Source organism: Comamonas sp. (assembly GCF_009360615.1).
GTDB lineage: Bacteria > Pseudomonadota > Gammaproteobacteria > Burkholderiales > Burkholderiaceae_C > Comamonas.
In genome coordinates this window covers 1-17,154 of the sequence record NZ_SPEY01000066.1, presented here as the reverse complement: position 1 = coordinate 17,154, position 17,154 = coordinate 1, and the positions used below count along the sequence as shown (strand labels likewise).

At 63.2% G+C, this 17,154-nt stretch carries 14 protein-coding genes; 6 read left to right on the top strand and 8 right to left on the bottom strand.

All coding sequences use genetic code 11. The features are described 5' to 3' along the window. Together E2583_RS17495 and hemA are read right to left on the bottom strand one after the other, a co-directional pair. The coding region (locus E2583_RS17495; protein ID WP_291597491.1) for a PCRF domain-containing protein at positions 1–472 on the bottom strand (472 nt) is incomplete at its 3' end. A 125-nt stretch (positions 473–597) separates the two neighbouring features. Further along, on the bottom strand, positions 598–1,902 hold the full coding sequence (gene hemA / locus E2583_RS17490; RefSeq protein ID WP_291597490.1) for a glutamyl-tRNA reductase: 1,305 nt from the start codon (positions 1,900–1,902) through the stop codon (positions 598–600). Positions 1,903–1,974: 72 nt separating this feature from the next. On the opposite strand from hemA, the gene E2583_RS17485 reads away from it, so the two are divergent. Continuing rightward, positions 1,975–2,250: a hypothetical protein gene (locus tag E2583_RS17485; protein ID WP_291597489.1), complete on the top strand. Its 276-nt coding sequence runs from the start codon at positions 1,975–1,977 to the stop codon at positions 2,248–2,250. Between the two features lie 89 nt (positions 2,251–2,339). Here E2583_RS17485 and E2583_RS17480 read toward each other — a convergent pair whose 3' ends face one another. Then, complete coding sequence (locus E2583_RS17480) at positions 2,340–3,245, bottom strand: LysR substrate-binding domain-containing protein (protein ID WP_291597488.1); 906 nt, start codon at positions 3,243–3,245, stop codon at positions 2,340–2,342. Positions 3,246–3,403: 158 nt separating this feature from the next. Between E2583_RS17480 and E2583_RS17475 the strand changes: the two genes are divergently transcribed. The 4 genes from E2583_RS17475 (at position 3,404) to E2583_RS17460 (ending at position 8,272) form a co-directional block, all read left to right on the top strand. Further along, positions 3,404–4,393: a tripartite tricarboxylate transporter substrate binding protein BugE gene (locus tag E2583_RS17475; protein ID WP_291597487.1), complete on the top strand. Its 990-nt coding sequence runs from the start codon at positions 3,404–3,406 to the stop codon at positions 4,391–4,393. Between the two features lie 11 nt (positions 4,394–4,404). Continuing rightward, positions 4,405–5,298, top strand: coding sequence for an N-formylglutamate amidohydrolase (locus tag E2583_RS17470; RefSeq protein WP_291597486.1), 894 nt, complete (start codon positions 4,405–4,407; stop codon positions 5,296–5,298). Between the two features lie 190 nt (positions 5,299–5,488). Next, positions 5,489–7,117 (top strand): sel1 repeat family protein, encoded by a 1,629-nt coding sequence (locus E2583_RS17465; protein ID WP_291597485.1) that lies wholly within the window; start codon positions 5,489–5,491, stop codon positions 7,115–7,117. Between the two features lie 171 nt (positions 7,118–7,288). Continuing rightward, positions 7,289–8,272, top strand: a complete 984-nt coding sequence (locus E2583_RS17460) for a tripartite tricarboxylate transporter substrate binding protein (RefSeq protein ID WP_291597484.1) — start codon at positions 7,289–7,291, stop codon at positions 8,270–8,272. A 288-nt stretch (positions 8,273–8,560) separates the two neighbouring features. Here E2583_RS17460 and ugpQ read toward each other — a convergent pair whose 3' ends face one another. From ugpQ to ugpB, 5 genes are all read right to left on the bottom strand, one after another. After that, positions 8,561–9,337: a glycerophosphodiester phosphodiesterase gene (gene ugpQ / locus E2583_RS17455; protein WP_291597483.1), complete on the bottom strand. Its 777-nt coding sequence runs from the start codon at positions 9,335–9,337 to the stop codon at positions 8,561–8,563. A gap of 182 nt (positions 9,338–9,519) precedes the next feature. Continuing rightward, positions 9,520–10,527, bottom strand: a complete 1,008-nt coding sequence (locus E2583_RS17450) for a sn-glycerol-3-phosphate import ATP-binding protein UgpC (RefSeq protein WP_291597482.1) — start codon at positions 10,525–10,527, stop codon at positions 9,520–9,522. A 65-nt stretch (positions 10,528–10,592) separates the two neighbouring features. Continuing rightward, positions 10,593–11,444: a sn-glycerol-3-phosphate ABC transporter permease UgpE gene (gene ugpE / locus E2583_RS17445; protein WP_182285760.1), complete on the bottom strand. Its 852-nt coding sequence runs from the start codon at positions 11,442–11,444 to the stop codon at positions 10,593–10,595. Positions 11,445–11,446: 2 nt separating this feature from the next. Next, positions 11,447–12,328 carry a sn-glycerol-3-phosphate ABC transporter permease UgpA gene (gene ugpA / locus E2583_RS17440; RefSeq protein WP_291597481.1) on the bottom strand — a complete coding sequence of 294 codons (882 nt, stop codon included), beginning with the start codon at positions 12,326–12,328 and terminating at the stop codon, positions 11,447–11,449. A gap of 122 nt (positions 12,329–12,450) precedes the next feature. Then, the gene (gene ugpB / locus E2583_RS17435) at positions 12,451–13,764 is read right to left on the bottom strand and encodes a sn-glycerol-3-phosphate ABC transporter substrate-binding protein UgpB (protein ID WP_291597480.1); all 1,314 of its coding nucleotides are present in this window, start codon (positions 13,762–13,764) and stop codon (positions 12,451–12,453) included. Between the two features lie 491 nt (positions 13,765–14,255). Here ugpB and E2583_RS17430 point away from each other — a divergent pair. Next, positions 14,256–17,154: DUF3683 domain-containing protein (locus tag E2583_RS17430; RefSeq protein ID WP_291597479.1), on the top strand; the 2,899-nt coding region annotated here is incomplete at its 3' end.

Below are 17,154 nucleotides of genomic sequence, written 5' to 3'. Positions count from 1 at the left end.
CGCCGATTTCGTTTTCGCTGGCGCTCATCACTTCCACCTTCCAGCCCACGTTGGCGGCGTAGCGGGTGTACATGCGGGTCAGGTCGCCGGCAAACAGCGCAGATTCGTCGCCGCCCGTTCCGGCGCGGATTTCGACAAAGGCGGGGCGGGCATCGTCGGGGTCCTTGGGCAGCAGCAGGCGCTGCAGCTCGTCCTCGAGCCTGATCAGCTCGGCCTCGCCGCTGCCGATCTCTTCCTGCGCCATTTCGGCCATGTCGGGGTCGTCCAGCATTTCCCGCGCGGCCGCGATATCGGCCTCGGTCTGCTGGTAGCGGTTGTAGCGGCTGGCGATGGCTGTCACATCGGCATGTTCGTGCGAGATGGTGCGGTACTGCTTCATGTCGCCCATGATGTCTTCGCGCGAGAGCAGAAAATCCAGCTCCTGCAGGCGTTGGGCATAGCGTTCGAGCTGGTTGCGCAAAAAGTCTTGCATAGGGGTACCAAGGGCTTGGGAACGGTGGCGCGCAGGGCGCACGTTTGTGAATTCGGGAAAGCGGGCAGGCCACGGTCGGGCCATGCGCTGCACGAAGACGGCAGCGCCAAAGCGGTCGAGCGCCGCTAAAGCTTGCTGGGGTTGCGGCTGGCGCGCAGGAACAGACGGGAGACGGTGTCTGCGGTCTGGGCGCGTTCTTCGGCGTCGCCCTTGTGCAGCTCGGCCATGGTGCCGTGCAGCATTTTCTGTGTGAGGCCGCGCGAGAGCGCTTCCAGCACGGTGTCGATGTCTTCACCCTTGGCCAGCAGCTTTTTGGCACGGGCAATTTCCAGCGCGCGCCATTCGTCGGCCTGGGCATTGACCTGCTGGATCAGCGAGACAGCGCCGCCCACGGGGTTGCGCTGGTCCATCCACTGCATAAAGCTTTGCACGCCGGTGTCGATGATGACCTCGGCCTGCTGAACGGCGGCCTGGCGCTGGGCCTGACCGGTGCGCACGACGGTTGCCAGATCGTCCACGGTGTAGAGATAGACGTCGTTGAGGTGCTTGACCTCGGACTCGATATCGCGCGGCACGGCCAGGTCCACCATGAAGATGGGGCGGCGCTTGCGCTTCTTGAGGGCGGACTCCACGGCACCCAGGCCGATGATGGGCAGGGTGGAGGCCGTGCAGCTGATGATGGCGTCGTACTCGTGCAGATGCTCGGGCAGGTCGGCCAGGCGCATGGTGCCGGCGCCGAACTGGGCCGCCAGCTTCTCGCCGCGCTCCATGGTGCGGTTGGCAATGGTGATCTGCCTGGGGTTGCGGGCCGCGAAATGGGTGGAGACCAGCTCGATCATCTCGCCGGCGCCCACGAAAAGCACGCGGATCTTGCTCAGGTCTTCGAACAGCTGGCCTGCCAGACGCACGGCAGCAGCAGCCATGGAGATGCTGTGCGCGCCGATCTCGGTGGAGCTGCGCACTTCCTTGGCCACGGCAAAGCTGCGCTGGAACAGCTGGTTGAGAGTGGTTCCCAGGGCGCCCGCGGTCTCGGCCGCGCGCACGGCGTTCTTCATCTGGCCGAGGATCTGTGCCTCGCCCAGCACCATGGAGTCCAGCCCCGAGGCCACGCGGAAGGCGTGGCGGGCGACCGAGCCGTCCTGCAGCAGATACGAGTGCTGGCGCAGCAACTCGGGCGCCACGCCGCCGCTGTTGGCCAGCCAGTGCATGGTGTGATCCATGGCCGGGGCGTCGGCAGCGCAGTAGATCTCGGTGCGGTTGCAGGTGGAGAGGATGGCGGTTTCCACGGCGCTGTGGACCCGTCCCGCATGGGACAGGGATGCGCGCAGGCCTTGCAGCGTCGGCGCGATCTGATCGAGCGCGAACGCAAAACGGCCCCGCATATCGAGCGGAGCCGTGTGGTGATTGATACCTAAAGCCCAGACTGCCATAACCATGGATTATAAAATTTAGAACCGGATTGGACACCCCCCGGTCTCAAAGCCTTGGAATCGATTGTTGCCATGGATCTTGTTGCGAGCGTTAATCATTTACTCAACTTCGTCGCCCCGGCTTTTTTTCTCGCGCTGGGCCTGGCGATCTGCGCTCGATGGTTCAAGCAAAACAAGGCTGGAGCCCAATCCTTCATTGTGCAGGTAGCTATCAATTTCATAATCGGGGCGGCAGTCCTGGTGGCCGGTCTCTGGCTGTTTTCGCGCGATGGCAAGATGCTCAGCTATGCCGCGCTGGCCGGCACAAGTGCCTGTTGCCAGTGGGTGCTTTCGCGGGCCTGGCGCTGATTGGCATGCCGGCTGGAAAGCTGTTTTGCGTGAAATCTTGATCTGACTCAAGATTGCCCGTCGTATTCCTGCCGGTGCCCGGCCAGGCCTCAGTCGCTGACGGCCCGGGGCTCGGCCTGTTCCAGTATCCAGCTGCGAAACTGCAACAAGGCCTCTGTCGGAGGGCGATTGCCCTGCTGGCACAGAAAGTAGCCGCGGTCGATATGCACCGGCGCATCCAGCGCCAGAGCCACGCGGCCTGATGCCAGATCCTCTTCCACCAGGCAGCGTTGCACCATGGCTGCGCCCATGCCGGCGGCCACGGCCTGCACCAGCAGGGCGACGGTCTCGAAGTCCGCAACCGGGGCAGGGCAGGGTTGGCTCAGGCCTCTGGCCTGCATCCAGCTGGTCCAGTTGCCAGGGTAGTTGGTGTGGAACAGCAGCGGCCGGTTCAGCAAATCCTGCTCGCTGCGGATAGAGGCCGGCCCCTGCAGCTCGCGAGGATGGCAGATGGGGACGAGGTCGCGGCCGATCACATATTCGGCCTCCACGCCCGCCGGCCAGTGCTGGCTCCCGACGCGAATCCAGGCATCGATCTCCGGCGCATTGAGCGGATCGTCGCGCCGATAGGGCGCGAAGGAGAGCAGGATATGCGGGTGACGGCGGTTGAAGTCGGGCAGGCGCGGAATCAGCCAGTGGCTGAACAGTGTGGGAATGACCGACAGGCGCAGCTGCGGTCCATGGCGGCGTCTGCGCGCGGCGGCCGATGCCGCCTCGATGGCCATCACCGCGGGCTCGATCGCCTGCAGATAGTCCCGTCCAGCCGGGGTGAGCGCATTGCGTCTGCCCAGGCGCTCGAACAGGGCAAAGCCCAGATGATCTTCCAGCCTGGCGATGGCGCGGCTGATGCCGCCCTGGGTCACGTACAGCTCCTGCGCGGCGAGCGAGTAACTGCCCAGGCGGGCGGCTGCGGCAAAGGCGTGAAGTTCGGACAGGGACGGAGAGTGCATGCGCATGACGGCCTGAATTATGACGGTTGGTAATACTTGCGTGCCGTCTTGTCGCTTTTCACCAGGCGGCCTGCGCCACAGAATGAAACAAAGGTCGGAGCCTGCGCTCAAGCGCTGCGAGCCGGCCCATCACCCGTCTTTCAAGAGATCCAAGGAGAAGCCGCATGGCCATTCGTCGTACCGTTCTGTCATCCATTGCCGCCTGCGCGGCGGTCGCCGCGCTGTCCCCCGCGTTCGCAGCCAGTGCGGCGGCGGACTACCCCAATCGGCCCATCCGCCTGATCGTGCCCTTTGGTGCCGGTGGCTCCACCGACATGGTGGCGCGCCTGCTGGCCGACAAGATGGGCCAGATACTGGGCAAGGCCGTGGTGGTGGATAACCGCGGCGGAGCCGGCGGCTCCATCGGCGCCTCGGAAATCGCCAAGGCTGCCCCCGACGGATACACCATCGGCATGGCCACCGTTTCCACCCACGGCTCCAACCCGGCCATCTTCCGCAAGCTGCCCTATGACGCGATCAAGGACTTTGCCCCCATCACCAATGTGATGAGCGTGCCCAGCGTGTTCGTGGTCAACGCCAGCGTACCCGCCAGGACCATGAAGGAATTCATCGCGCTGGCCAAGGCCAACCCCGACAAGTACACCTTTGCCTCGCCGGGCACAGGCTCCCTGGGGCACGCCAATATCGAGAATTTCATGAACCTGGCGGGTATCCAGCTGCTGCACATTCCCTACAAGGGGGCGGGTCAGGCCATTACCGATGCGCTGGGCGGACAGGTGAATGCCATGACGGACAACCTGCCCTCGACCCTGCCGCATATCAAGGCCGGCCAGCTGCGTCCCCTGGCCGTGCTGGCCCTCAAGCGCAGCGATGTGCTGCCCGATGTGCCGACCTATGCCGAGCTGGGCTACCCCCAGATGGGTGACGGCGGCTGGTTTGGCCTGGTGGCGCCTGCGGGCACACCCAAGCCCATCATCGACAAGCTCAACGCTGCGGCCCACAAGGTCATGGCTTCGCCCGACTATCTGGAAAAGCAGAAGTCCATCTCCGGCGAGTCCATGGGCAACACGCCCGAGCAGTTCGCCAAGCAGATCAAGACTGCGATCGAGCGCTACACGGCCGTGGCCAGGCGCGCCAATATCAAGCTGGACTGATGAAGGCTTCAATGTCTGTGCCTGATTTTCTGCAAGCCAGACCGGCCGAGCCGGTGCTGGTGCACCCGGCCCGGGGCGAAGTTCTGCCCATCGTCTGCGACTCGCCGCACAGCGGTACGGCCTATCCCGAGGATTTCGGCACCGTCGTGCCCATGAGCCTGCTGCGCCGTGGCGAGGACACGCATGTGGCCGCGCTCTGGGACCGCTGGCCCGAGTTCGGCGCCACATTGCTGGAGGCGACTTTCCCGCGCACCTATGTCGATCCGAATCGCAACGAGTCCGACCTGGACCCGGCCCAGATCGAGGGCGAATGGCCGCTGCCTCTGTCCCCCAGCGTCAAGACCCAGCAGGGGCTGGGCCTGATCTGGCAGCGCATCAGCCAGGCCGGCGTGGCCACACCTCTGTATGCGCGCAAGCGCACCGTGGCGGAGGTGCAGCATCGTATCGAGCGCTACTGGCGACCCTATCACGCGGCGCTGGCGCAGGCCATCGACGACAGCGTGACACGCTTCGGGGCCGTGTGGCATCTGAATCTGCACTCCATGCCCAACGACGTGTACCAGCGGCTGGGACGCTGCGATGGACCTGCGCTGGCCGACTTTGTGCTGGGCGACCGCGACGGCACGACCTGCGCGCCCGAGTTCATCCATCTGGTGGGCGATACGCTCAGGGGCTTCGGCTACAGCGTGGCCTATAACGAACCCTACAAGGGCGTGGAGCTGATCGGGCGCATCGGCCAGCCGCAGCTCAATCGCCACTCCATGCAGATCGAGATCCGCCGCCCCGTCTACATGGACGAGGACACCCGCGAACCGAATGCGGGCTACGAGCCGTTGCGCGCGCACTTTGCCCAGCTCATGCAGGTGCTGGCGGACTATGTGCGCCGGCAGATGGACAGGGGCTGAAACCCTTGCCTTCAGACAGGCCCGGCATTGCCGGGCTTTTTTCATGTCGCGGCCAAATGTCAAAAAACTGTGGCGAGGATGCCGCGATTGAGGGATTCCTTATCGGAGCTGCTATCAGAATCAGTTACGCTCGCAGGTTGGTGTCATCGTATGTCTGATGTAACAACACGCGTCTAGGAATCGTACCGGAATGAAGTTCACTCCCATCGCAGCGCTGGTCATGTCGAGTCTGGCGGCCCTTGCCCAGAGCGCATCCGCGCAAACCGGTGCGGAAGGTCGCATGAATTTTTTGCGCGATTCCAGAGCCTCCACATCGGGTCCCCAGTTTGAATTCAGTCGTCTGCAATATGGCCCGCTGCCGATTGCCGGTTCGCGCGCGGCCTCCACGGCCGGTCCGCTGCAGGCGGCAGAGCGCGGCGACCCCAAGGCGCAGAACCAGCTGGGCGAGATGTATGCGCACGGTCAGGGCGTGCCCCAGAATGCCGCCACGGCCGCACAATGGTTCCGCAAGGCCGCAGCCCAGGGGCATGCAGGTGCCCAGAACAGCCTGGGTGCGCTGTATGCCAACGGCCAGGGCCTTCCGCAGAACTACCGCGAGGCCGCACAGTGGTACGGCCGTGCGGCGCAGCAGAACCATGCCGTGGCGCAGTACAACCTGTCCCACCTCTACCAGGAAGGTCTGGGCGTGCCCCAGAGCTTCAGCACCGCCGCCCAGTGGCTTGAGAAATCCGCCGCGCAGGGGCATGTGACGGCCCAGTTCGAGCTGGGTCAGCGCTACCTCAAGGGCAATGGCGTGGCCGTGAATTACATGACAGCCGCCGACTGGTTCAAGAAGGCCGCCGATCAAGGCCATGCGCAGGCACAGAACCAGCTGGGCTCCATGCTGTCCGACGGGGTCGGCGTGAAGCTGGACCCCGTGCAGGCCGCACAGTGGCTGCAGCGCGCGGCCGAACAGGGGGATGCCAGGGCCCAGAACAGCCTGGGCCGCATGTACATGGATGGCGTGGGGGTCCCGCGCGACTACAAGCTTGCGGCGTCCTGGTTCCAGAAGAGTGCCGAGCAGTGGAATGCCGACGGCCAGAACCATCTGGGCCGTCTGTACCTGTACGGACTGGGCCTGGAGCAAAGCCCTGCCTATGCGGCGCAATGGTTCCAGCGCGCGGCCGACCAGAATCACGCCGATGCCCAGTACAACCTGGGCACCATCTATGCCGAAGGACTGGGCACGCCCCAGAACTACGGCACGGCCCTGCAGTGGTACCAGAAGGCAGCCGAGCAGGGCCATGCAGCCGCCATCAACAACGTGGGCACGCTGTACGCCGAAGGCCGAGGCGTGCCCCAGAACTATGCAACGGCCATGCAGTGGTTCCGCCGTGCCGCCGACAAGGGCGACGCCTCGGCCCAGTTCAACCTGGCGCGTCTGTATGCCGAAGGCCAGGGCGGTGCCGCCAGCCCCGCTCAGGCGATGAAGTGGTATGCCGCAGCAGCCGAGCAAGGCCATTCCGGCGCGCAGAACCGTCTGGGCGTGATGTATGCCGAAGGCCAGGGTGTTGCGCGCGATTACGGCAAGGCCGTGCAGTGGTATCAACGTGCCGCCGAGCAGGGGGATGCCGCCGCCCAGTACAACCTGGGCATGGTCTATGCACAGGGCCAGGGTGTGTCGCGTGACAATGCGAGGGCCTACTTCTGGTACAACCTGGCGGCCATGGAGCTGGGGGGCGATGCCGCCAAGCGCCGCGATGAAGCGGCCAACAGGCTCAGCATTGCCGAGGTGGCCGAGCAGCAGAACAAGGCACTGGCCTGGCAGCCCAAGCGCTGATTGCCGCCGTGCACCCGGGCAACCAAGCGCTTCCTGGAGAAGCGCTTTTTTCATGCCGGCCCGACCCATGCAGAAGCCGGAGCCGGCCCTTGCAGCCCGCCTGAAGCCCGAGAGGGTTGGCTCCTGAAGTGCCTGGCACTGCCGATGATCTTGAGAACCAAGGAGACAGCAATGAAGAAGACATCCATGAACATGCTGGCCGGCCTGATGGCCGGCGCGGGCCTGCTTCTGTCAGCGGGCGCGCAGGCCAGCGACAACTTTCCCACCAAGCCCATCCGCATCGTGCTGGGCTTTCCCGCAGGAGGCCCGCTGGACCAGCATGCCCGTTTGCTGACCGACAAGCTGCAGGGCGTGCTGGGCCAGCCGCTGGTGGTGGATTACAAACCCGGAGCAGGCGGCTCCGTGGGCGCGCAGGACGTGATGCGCTCACCCGCCGACGGCTACACGCTGATGCTGGCCAATACCGGCGTGATGGTCATCAACCCTGCGCTCTACAGCAAGCTGCCCTACAACACACTCAAGGACTTCACGCCGATTGCCCGCACCGCCATGCAGCCGCTGGCGCTGCTGGTCAACAACAAGGTGCCGGCCAAGACGCTGACCGAGTTCACGACCTATGCCAAGGCCAACCCCGGCAAGATCAACTTCGGCTCGGCCGGCAACGGCGGCATCAGCCATCTGGTGCCCGAGATGTTCAAGAGCGCGGCAGGCGTGGATCTGGTGCACATTCCCTACAAGGGCAGCGCGCCTGCGTTCACCGATCTGATCGGCGGTCAGGTGCAGTTCATGGCCGAGAGCATTCCCCAGGCTGCGGCCTATCACAAGCAGGGCAAGGTGCGCGCCCTGGCCGTGACCAGCAAGGAGCGCAACCCCGCGCTGCCCGAGGTGCCGACCGCCATCGAGTCCGGCCTCAAGGGCTTCGAGGTCGTGGGCTTCTACGGCTTCCTGGCCCCTACCGGCCTGCCCAAGGAGGTGACGGCCAAACTCAGCAATGCCTTCCAGCAGGTCATGAACCTGCCCGATGTGAAGAGCCGCATGGTGGAGCAGGGCGCCGATCCGGCCTTCCTCGGCTCCGAGGCCTTCGGCAAGTTCCTGGCTGGCGAGACGCCGCGCTGGGCGGCGGCCGTGAAGGCCTCCGGAACGAAATTGGATTGACACACCCTGGGGCGCTGTGCCTAGGCGGCCCCGCGCCTTCTCCCGCTCTCGCAGTGCTGCGTACTGCGGACAAGGGACACAGCCGGCGCGGCGAGGCGGACCTTGCGTGGCTGCCATGATCTGCCAGCCCCCGTATTGGGGGCGGTGAACGCAAAAAAGCCCGGTCACCTTGCAGTGTCCGGGCTTTTGCTTGCTATCAATACAGAAGCTTTTTGCCTATTGTCTTTAAGGATTTCAGTATTGAGCGATGTTGAAGTTCGAGAGAAAAAAGCGCGAGTAGCTCATGTATTAAAGGTGCGTGCCGCTCTGGGCAGGGCTGAACAGATCCACGCGGTCGGTGATGATGCCGTCCGTGCCCAGGTCTATCAGGCGCTGTGCGGCCCATGGGTCGTTGACGGTATAGCTGCTGCAGCGCAGGCCGGCACCATGCACCTTGGCCACCAGCTCGGGTGTCCACAGCGCATGGTTGAGCACCATGGCGCTGCAGTCCAGCTCCAGGGCCAGCGCGAGGTCGGCGTCGCCGCTGGCGTCTGCCAGCTTGTCCACCAGCAGGCCGCGCGGAATATGCGGGGCGGTCTCTCGGGCACCCTTGAGCGAGTCGGACTTGAACGAGGTGAAAAGCGGCTGCACCCCGGCTTGCGGCCAGATGCGCTGCATCAGCTCGCCGCAGGCGCGGCCGGTTTCCAGTTCCTGACCCGGGGTCGGCTTGATTTCCACATTCAGATGCAGATGATTGGCGAGACACCAGCGCGCCAGGGCTTCCAGCGTGGGCAGGGCTTCGCCCGCATAGGCACGCGAGTGCCAGCTGCCTGCGTCGAGCTGGGCGATCTCGCCCATGCTCAGTTCTCCGCCCAGGCCGTGACCGTTGGTGGTGCGCTCCAGCGTGGCGTCATGCATCAGAAACAGCACGCCGTCCTGGCTCAGCTTGGCGTCGCATTCAAAGAAGCGGTAGCCGTGTTGCGCGCCCAGGCGGAAGGCGCTCATGGTGTTCTCCGGTGCCAGCTTGCCGGCGCCGCGGTGGGCCACCCAGCGAGGGTAGGGCCAGGGTTTCAAAGCAGTAGTCATGATCAATCCAACAAAAGTTTGCGGCTCAACACTTTTCTGCGAGTTTGGCGCTGCGTCTGGAGCAGGCAGCATTCAAACAGGAGACACCGAGGAAGGGCCGCCCCGCACCGAGGGTGTCGTCCCTCCTCCGGCGCTCGCGCTAGAGAGGGGGAAGCGGCGAAGCCGCTCAGGGGGTGTTTCGTTTATACGCGTTTGCCGGTTTCGGCATTGAACCAGTGCAGACGATCCTCGCGCGCCGAGATGCGGGCCGTGTCGCCGGGCTTGGGATAGGGCTTGCCTTCTTCCACGCGCACGGTGACGTCTTCATCGCCCACCTTGCCGTAAAGCAGTCGCTCGGCACCCAGCAGTTCCACGGTCTGCACCTTGAACTCCAGGCCGCCAGCCTCCACCAGATCGATATGCTCGGGGCGGATGCCCAGGATCAGGCCGGGCTTGCCGTTGGGCGAATGCTTGAGCAGGTTCATGGGAGGAGAGCCGATAAAGCCCGCCACAAAGGTGGATGCCGGCGTGTGGTAGACCTCTTCCGGCGTGCCGAACTGCTCCACATGGCCGCCGTTCATCACCACCATGCGCTGGGCCAGGGTCATGGCCTCGACCTGGTCATGGGTCACGAACAGGCTGGTGATGCCCAGCTCGGCGTGCAGCTTCTGGATTTCCAGGCGGGTCTGGCCGCGCAGCTTAGCGTCCAGATTGGACAGGGGTTCGTCGAACAGGAAGACCTGGGGCTGGCGCACGATGGCGCGGCCCATGGCCACGCGCTGGCGCTGGCCGCCCGACAGCTGGCGCGGCTTGCGGTCCAGCAGGTGGCTCAGCTCCAGAATCTTGGCAGCCTTGTCCACACGGCGTTTGATCTCGTCCTCGGGCACCTTGGCGAGCTTCAGGCCGTAGGCCATGTTCTCGTAGTTGCTCATATGAGGGTAGAGCGCGTAGTTCTGGAACACCATGGCGATATTGCGCTTGGCGGGCTCCAGGTCGTTGACCTTGTTGCTGCCGATCAGCAGGTCGCCGTCGGTGATTTCTTCCAGGCCGGCGATCATGCGCAGCAGGGTGGACTTGCCGCAGCCCGAGGGGCCGACCAGCACGATGAATTCGCCGTCCTTGATTTCGACATTGATGCCGTGAATGACGGGCACGGCGGATTTGCCCGTGCCGTAGCGCTTGACGATGTTCTTCAGAGAGATGGATGCCATGAGAGGTATTCCGGGTATTCGTTCAATGGGTCAGAAGAAGGTGGTGGAGGCCGTGGTGACGAGCGTTATTTCTCGGTATCCACCAGGCCTTTGACAAACCACTTTTGCATCAGCATCACCACGGCCGTCGGAGGCAGCATGGCGAGAATGGCGGTCGCCATCACGATGTTCCAGTCCACGCTGGCATCGCCGCCACCGCCCAGCATGCTCTTGATACCCACGACCACGGGGTACATGTCTTCCGAGGTGGTCATCAGCAGCGGCCACAGGTACTGGTTCCAGCCGTAGATGAACTGGATCACGAACAGCGCGGCAATCGAGGTCCTGGACAAGGGCACCAGAATGTCCTTGAAAAAGCGCATGGCACCGGCGCCGTCAATGCGGGCGGCTTCCACCAGCTCGTCCGGCACGCTCAGGAAGAACTGGCGGAACAGGAAGGTGGCTGTTGCCGAGGCAATCAGGGGCAGGGACAGGCCGGCGTAGCTGTTGAGCAGGCCCAGTTCGGCCACGACCTTGTAGGTGGGCAGGATACGCACTTCCACGGGCAGCATCAGCGTCAGGAAAATCGCCCAGAAGCAGAACATCTTGAACGGAAAGCGGAAGTACACGATGGCGAAGGCCGAGAGCAGCGAGATGGCGATCTTGCCCACGGTAATGATCATGGCCACGACAAAGCTCACCCACATCATGCGCACGACATTGGTGTTGGAGCCCAGCTTGCCGGAGCCCAGCAGCGCTTCCTTGTAGTTGTCCCAAAGATGGGCGCCGGGCAGCAGCGGCATGGGGGCCTGCACGATTTCGCTGGCCGTGTGCGTCGAGGCGATCAGTGCCAGATACAGCGGGAAGGCCACGATGGCCACGCCAAGAATCAGCACGGCGTGGGAGAGGAAATTAAGCCAGGGGTTGCGATCCACCATGATCAGTACTGCACTTTCTTTTCAACATAGCGGAACTGGATCACCGTCAGCACGACGACGATAAACATCAGAATCACCGACTGCGCGGCCGAGCCGCCCAGGTCCAGCGCCTTGAAGCCATCCAGGTAGACCTTGTAGACCAGAATCGAGGTGGACTGGCCGGGGCCGCCATGCGTGGCCGCATCGATGATGCCGAAGGTGTCGAAGAAGGCGTAGACGATGTTGATCACCAGCAGGAAGAAGGTGGTGGGCGAGAGCAGCGGCAGCTGGATGTTCCAGAACCGGCGCCAGGGGCCTGCACCGTCGATCGAGGCAGCTTCGATCAAAGCCTTGGGGATGGATTGCAGCCCCGCCAGGAAGAACAGGAAGTTGTAGGAAATCTGCTTCCACACCGAGGCGATGACGATCAGCGCCATGGCCTGGTTTTCATTCATCAGGTGGTTCCAGTCGTAGCCCAGCTTGCCCAGGTAATACGTCACCACACCAATGGAGGGCGAGAACATGAAGACCCACAGCACGCCCGCGATCACGGGGGCCACGGCGTAGGGGATGATCAGCAGGGTCTTGTAGACCATGGCGAAACGGATGATGCGATCCGCAAAGATGGCCAGCGCCAGCGAAATCGCAATGCCCACGCCGGCCACCAGCACGGAAAACAGGGCCGTGCGCTTGAAGGAGTTCAGATAGGTGGGGTCGGAGAACAGCTGGCGGAAGTTGTCCAAACCCACCCACTCGGTACTCATGCCGAACGCGTCTTCCATCTGGAATGACTGGAGCACAGCCTGACCGGCGGGCCAGAAGAAGAAGATGCCGATGATCAGTAGCTGGGGGGCGATAAGCACCCAGGGAAGCCACCTGGATCGGAAAAGAACGCGTTTTTCCATGAGGAGTCACAAATAAAAAAACCACCGGAGCCTGGGTGCAGTCAACGGGGTATTTGGGGGTGCAGAGCCTTGTTTGAAGGCCCCGCAGGCCTTGACGGCACCCTTGCGGGTGCCTGGAGGGTTTACTGTTTGTAGGAGCGCTCGAAGCGGGCCAGCAACTCGTTGCCACGGCTCACGATGGAGTCCAGCGCCTGCTTGCCGGTCTTCTTGCCAGCCCAGACCTGCTCGAGTTCTTCGTCCTCGATGGTGCGGATCTGCACGTAGTTGCCCAGACGGATGCCGCGCGAGTTGTCGGTCACCTTGCGGATCATCTGCGTCACGGCCGTATCGGTGCCGGGGTGCTTGGCGTAGAAGCCCGATTTTTCGGTCAGGTCGTAGGCCGCCATGGTCACGGGCAGGTAGCCGGTGCGCTGGTGCGAAGCGGCCTGCACCTTGGTCTGCGACAGGAACTCGAAGAACTTGGCCACGCCCTTGTACTCCTCGGCCTTCTTGCCGGCCATGACCCACAGCGAAGCGCCGCCGATCACGGTGTTCTGGGGAGCACCCTTGACATCGGGGTAGTAGGGCAGGGGGGCCAGGGCGTAGTTGAACTTGGCATTCTTGGCCACATCGCCGTAGAAGCCGGACGAAGTCTGGATCATGGCGCATTCACCGGCGGTGAACGACGCCTGGGACGTGGAGGCTCGGCCCTTGTAGACAAACTCGCCGGCCTTGGCGGCTGCAGCCAGGTTGTCGATGTGCTTGATGTGCAGAGGCGAGTTGATCTTCATGCGCGCCTTGTAGCCGTTGGCGCTCAGACCGTTTTGCTCGGTAGCGAATTCCACGTTGTGCCAGGTGGAGAAGGATTCCAGCTGGGTCCAGCCTTGCCAGGCAAGGGTCATGGGGCAGCTGTGGCCGCTTTCCTTGAGCTTCTTGGCGGCAGCAAAGACTTCGGGCCAGGTCTTGGGGGCCACATCAGGGTTCAGGCCGGCCTTCTTGAAGGCGTCCTTGTTGTAATAGAAGATGGTGGTCGAGCTGTTGAAGGGGAAGCTCAGCATCTGGCCGTTGGGGGCCGTGTAGTAGCCGGCCACGGCAGGAATATAGGCCTTGGGGTCGAAAGCGACGCCGGCGTCCTGCATCACCTTGCCCACGGGCACCGTTGCGCCCTTGGACGCCATCATGGTGGCGGTACCCACCTCGAACACCTGCAGGATGTGAGGGGCGTTGCCCGATCGGAAGGCAGCAATGGCGGCCGTCATGGACTCGTCGTAGACGCCCTTGAACGTGGGAACGACCTTGTAATCCTTCTGGCTTTCGTTGAACTGCTTGGCCAGATCATTGACCCACTCGTTATTCACGGCAGTCATCGAGTGCCACCATTGGATTTCGGTGACGGCTTGTGCCGAGAAAGTAGTAGCGGCGACGGCGGCGGCCATGGCCAGTTGCTTGAATTGCATGAAGGCTCCTCTAACGATCGTTGACGAAATATGCGATGTGCACACTAAGTCATCCGTATGACATATGGATGTCATTGTTTGCATGGGCAACGCGCCGCACCATGGGCAGAACCCGCAGTCACAAGCCCTTGCATGACGATCCGGTGACATTTGGTGGTGCGCGAAGCTGCGCCATTCTAGGTCAACGGCATTTCGTTTGTTGTTGGTAGTCTTTCGTATTGAGTTGTTTTTGATTCGGAAATGTATGATTTTTGTCTAAATAGCCTATGGAAGATTCATCGATGATTGGGAGGCGCGTGCCGTGCACGAATTCGCAGTGCCGCGCCGCGTTGTCATGCAGCGAAGCTGCCCGGGGCTTGCTGCTGCTTTGGCGATAGCAGGGCTGACCACTCAGAACCCATAGCAAAGCATGGCTGAGCCGCCGTCGCTTAAAATCGCCATCCCACTGGCTTAGGGGCGCCACACAGAGGGCGCCCGATACGGTCTACCCCATGAATGTACCGATTGCGTTGGCTGCCGCCCTCCAGGCCCAGGCTGCCGAACCCGCACGACTGCGCGAGATTCCCTATAACTACACATCGTTCTCTGACCGTGAGATCGTGATTCGTCTGCTGGGCTCATCCATGTGGGATGTGCTCAATCAGCTGCGTCAGGAACGCCGCACCGGCCGATCCGCCCGCATGCTCTACGAAGTGCTGGGGGATATCTGGGTGGTGCAGCGCAATCCCTATCTTCAGGACGACCTGATCCACAACCCCGACCGCCGCAAATCGCTGGTCGAGGCGCTGGAGCATCGCCTGGCCGAGATCGACAAGCGCCGTGAACCCAACGAGGACGCCGTGCGTGATCAGCTGGTGGGCCAGCTGGTGGAGGCGGCTCACCGCGCCGTGCATGAATTCAATGCCACTTTTGTCGAGGCCGAGCAGCTGCGCCGTCGCGCGCAGAAGACACTGCGCCGCTATACCGCCAAGGACAATATCAAGTTTGACGGTCTGTCGCGCGTGGCCCATGTTACCGATGCGACCGACTGGCGTGTCGAGTACCCGTTTGTCGTGCTGACACCCGATACCGAAGCGGAGATGGCCGGCCTGGTCAAGGGCTGTATCGAGCTGGGTCTGACCATCATTCCGCGCGGAGGCGGCACCGGGTATACGGGGGGAGCCATTCCCCTGACCTGGCGCTCTGTGGTCATCAACACCGAGAAGCTGGAAGCGCTGAGCGAAGTCGAGATGCGCATGATCCCCGGTGTGGATCACGAAGTGCCCACGATCTACTCCGAAGCCGGTGTGGTGACCCAGCGAGTGGCCGATGCGGCCGAGCGCGGCGGCTTCGTGTTTGCCGTGGACCCGACCTCCATCGAGGCATCCTGCATCGGCGGCAACATCGCCATGAATGCGGGCGGTAAAAAGGCCGTGCTCTGGGGCACGGCACTGGACAACCTGGTGTCCTGGCGCATGGTCACGCCCGATGCGCAGTGGCTGGAAGTCACTCGTCTGGACCATAACCTCGGCAAGATCCACGATGCCGAGATGGCCTGCTTCGAGCTCAGGTACTTCGAGGCGGACGGCAAGACCCCCGTGCGCACGGAGCGCCTGGACATCCCCGGCCACACCTTCCGCAAGGAAGGCCTGGGCAAGGACGTGACCGACAAATTCCTCTCGGGCCTGCCCGGTATCCAGAAGGAAGGCACGGACGGCCTGATCACCAGCGCGCGCTGGGTGGTGCACCGCATGCCTGCGCATACGCGTACCGTGTGCATGGAGTTCTTCGGCAATGCCAAGGATGCCGTGCCCTCCATCGTGGAGATCAAGGACTATATGTTCGCCGAGCAAAAGCGCTCGGGAGTGCTGCTGGCCGGTCTCGAGCACCTGGACGACCGCTACCTCAAGGCCGTGGGTTACGCGACCAAGAGCAAGAAGGGCAACGGCCATCTGCCCAAGATGGTGCTGCTGGGGGATATCGCCGGTGACGACGCCGACGAAGTGGCCCGCGTGGCGGCAGAAGTGGTGCGCATTGCCAATTCGCGCAATGGCGAGGGGTTCACCGCCGTCAGCGCCGAGGCGCGCAAGAAGTTCTGGCTGGACCGCAAGCGCACCGCAGCGATCTCGCGCCATACCAACGCCTTCAAGATCAACGAGGACGTGGTGATTCCTCTGCCGCGCATGGCCGAGTACACCGATGGCATCGAGCGCATCAACATCGAGCTGTCCCTGCGCAACAAGCTCAAGCTCTGCGACGAGCTGAGCGGATTTTTCAAGCATTCCGACCTGCCCCTGGGCAAGAGCGACGATGCCGGCGACATCCCCAGTGCCGAGCTGCTGGAGGATCGTGTGCAGCAGGCCCTGGCGCTGGTGGCCGAGGTGCGCGAGCTCTGGCAGGGCTGGCTGGACGGCGTGGCCACGCTGTTCCCCGAGCTGCAGGACCACCGGCTGCGTGCCAGCTGGAAGACCCAGCTCAAGGAGCCGTTGTCCAAGATTTTCGCGGGCGCCGCCTTCCAGCCGCTGCGCGAGGCTGTCAACGGCATTCACCAGACCGTGCTCAAGGGCCGCGTCTGGGTGGCCTTGCACATGCACGCCGGCGACGGCAATGTGCACACCAACATCCCCGTCAACTCCGATGACTATGAGATGCTGCAGACCGCGCACGAAGCCGTGGCCCGCATCATGGAGCTGGCGCGCAGCCTGGACGGCGTGATCTCGGGCGAGCACGGCATTGGCATCACCAAGCTGGAATTCCTCTCGGATGCCGAGCTGGCGCCGTTTGCCGACTACAAGAAGCGCGTGGATCCCGAAGGCCGCTTCAACAAGGGCAAGCTGATCCGCAACGAGGAGTGGGATGCGCTGGCCCACCGCAGCCACGACGGTCGCTCTCCGCGCGAGTCGCTGATGTTTGCCGACCTGACCAATGCCTACACGCCCAGCTTTGGTCTGATGGGTTATGAGTCCATCATCATGCAGCAGTCGGACATCGGCGCCATCGCCAACTCCGTCAAGGACTGCCTGCGCTGCGGCAAGTGCAAGCCCGTGTGCGCCACCCACGTACCGCGCGCCAATCTGCTGTACTCGCCTCGCAACAAGATTCTGGCCACTTCGCTGCTGGTGGAAGCCTTCCTCTACGAGGAGCAGACACGCCGCGGCGTGTCCATCAAGCACTGGCAGGAGTTCGAAGATGTGGCCGACCACTGCACGGTCTGCCACAAGTGCTTCAACCCCTGCCCGGTCAAGATCGACTTCGGCGACGTGACCATGAATATGCGCAATCTGCTGCGCAAGATGGACAAGAAGAGCTTCCGTCCCGGCAACAAGCTGGCCATGGCCATGCTCAACGCCACCAATCCCGACACCATCAAGTTCATGCGCACGGCCATGGTGGGCGTGGGCTTCAAGGCCC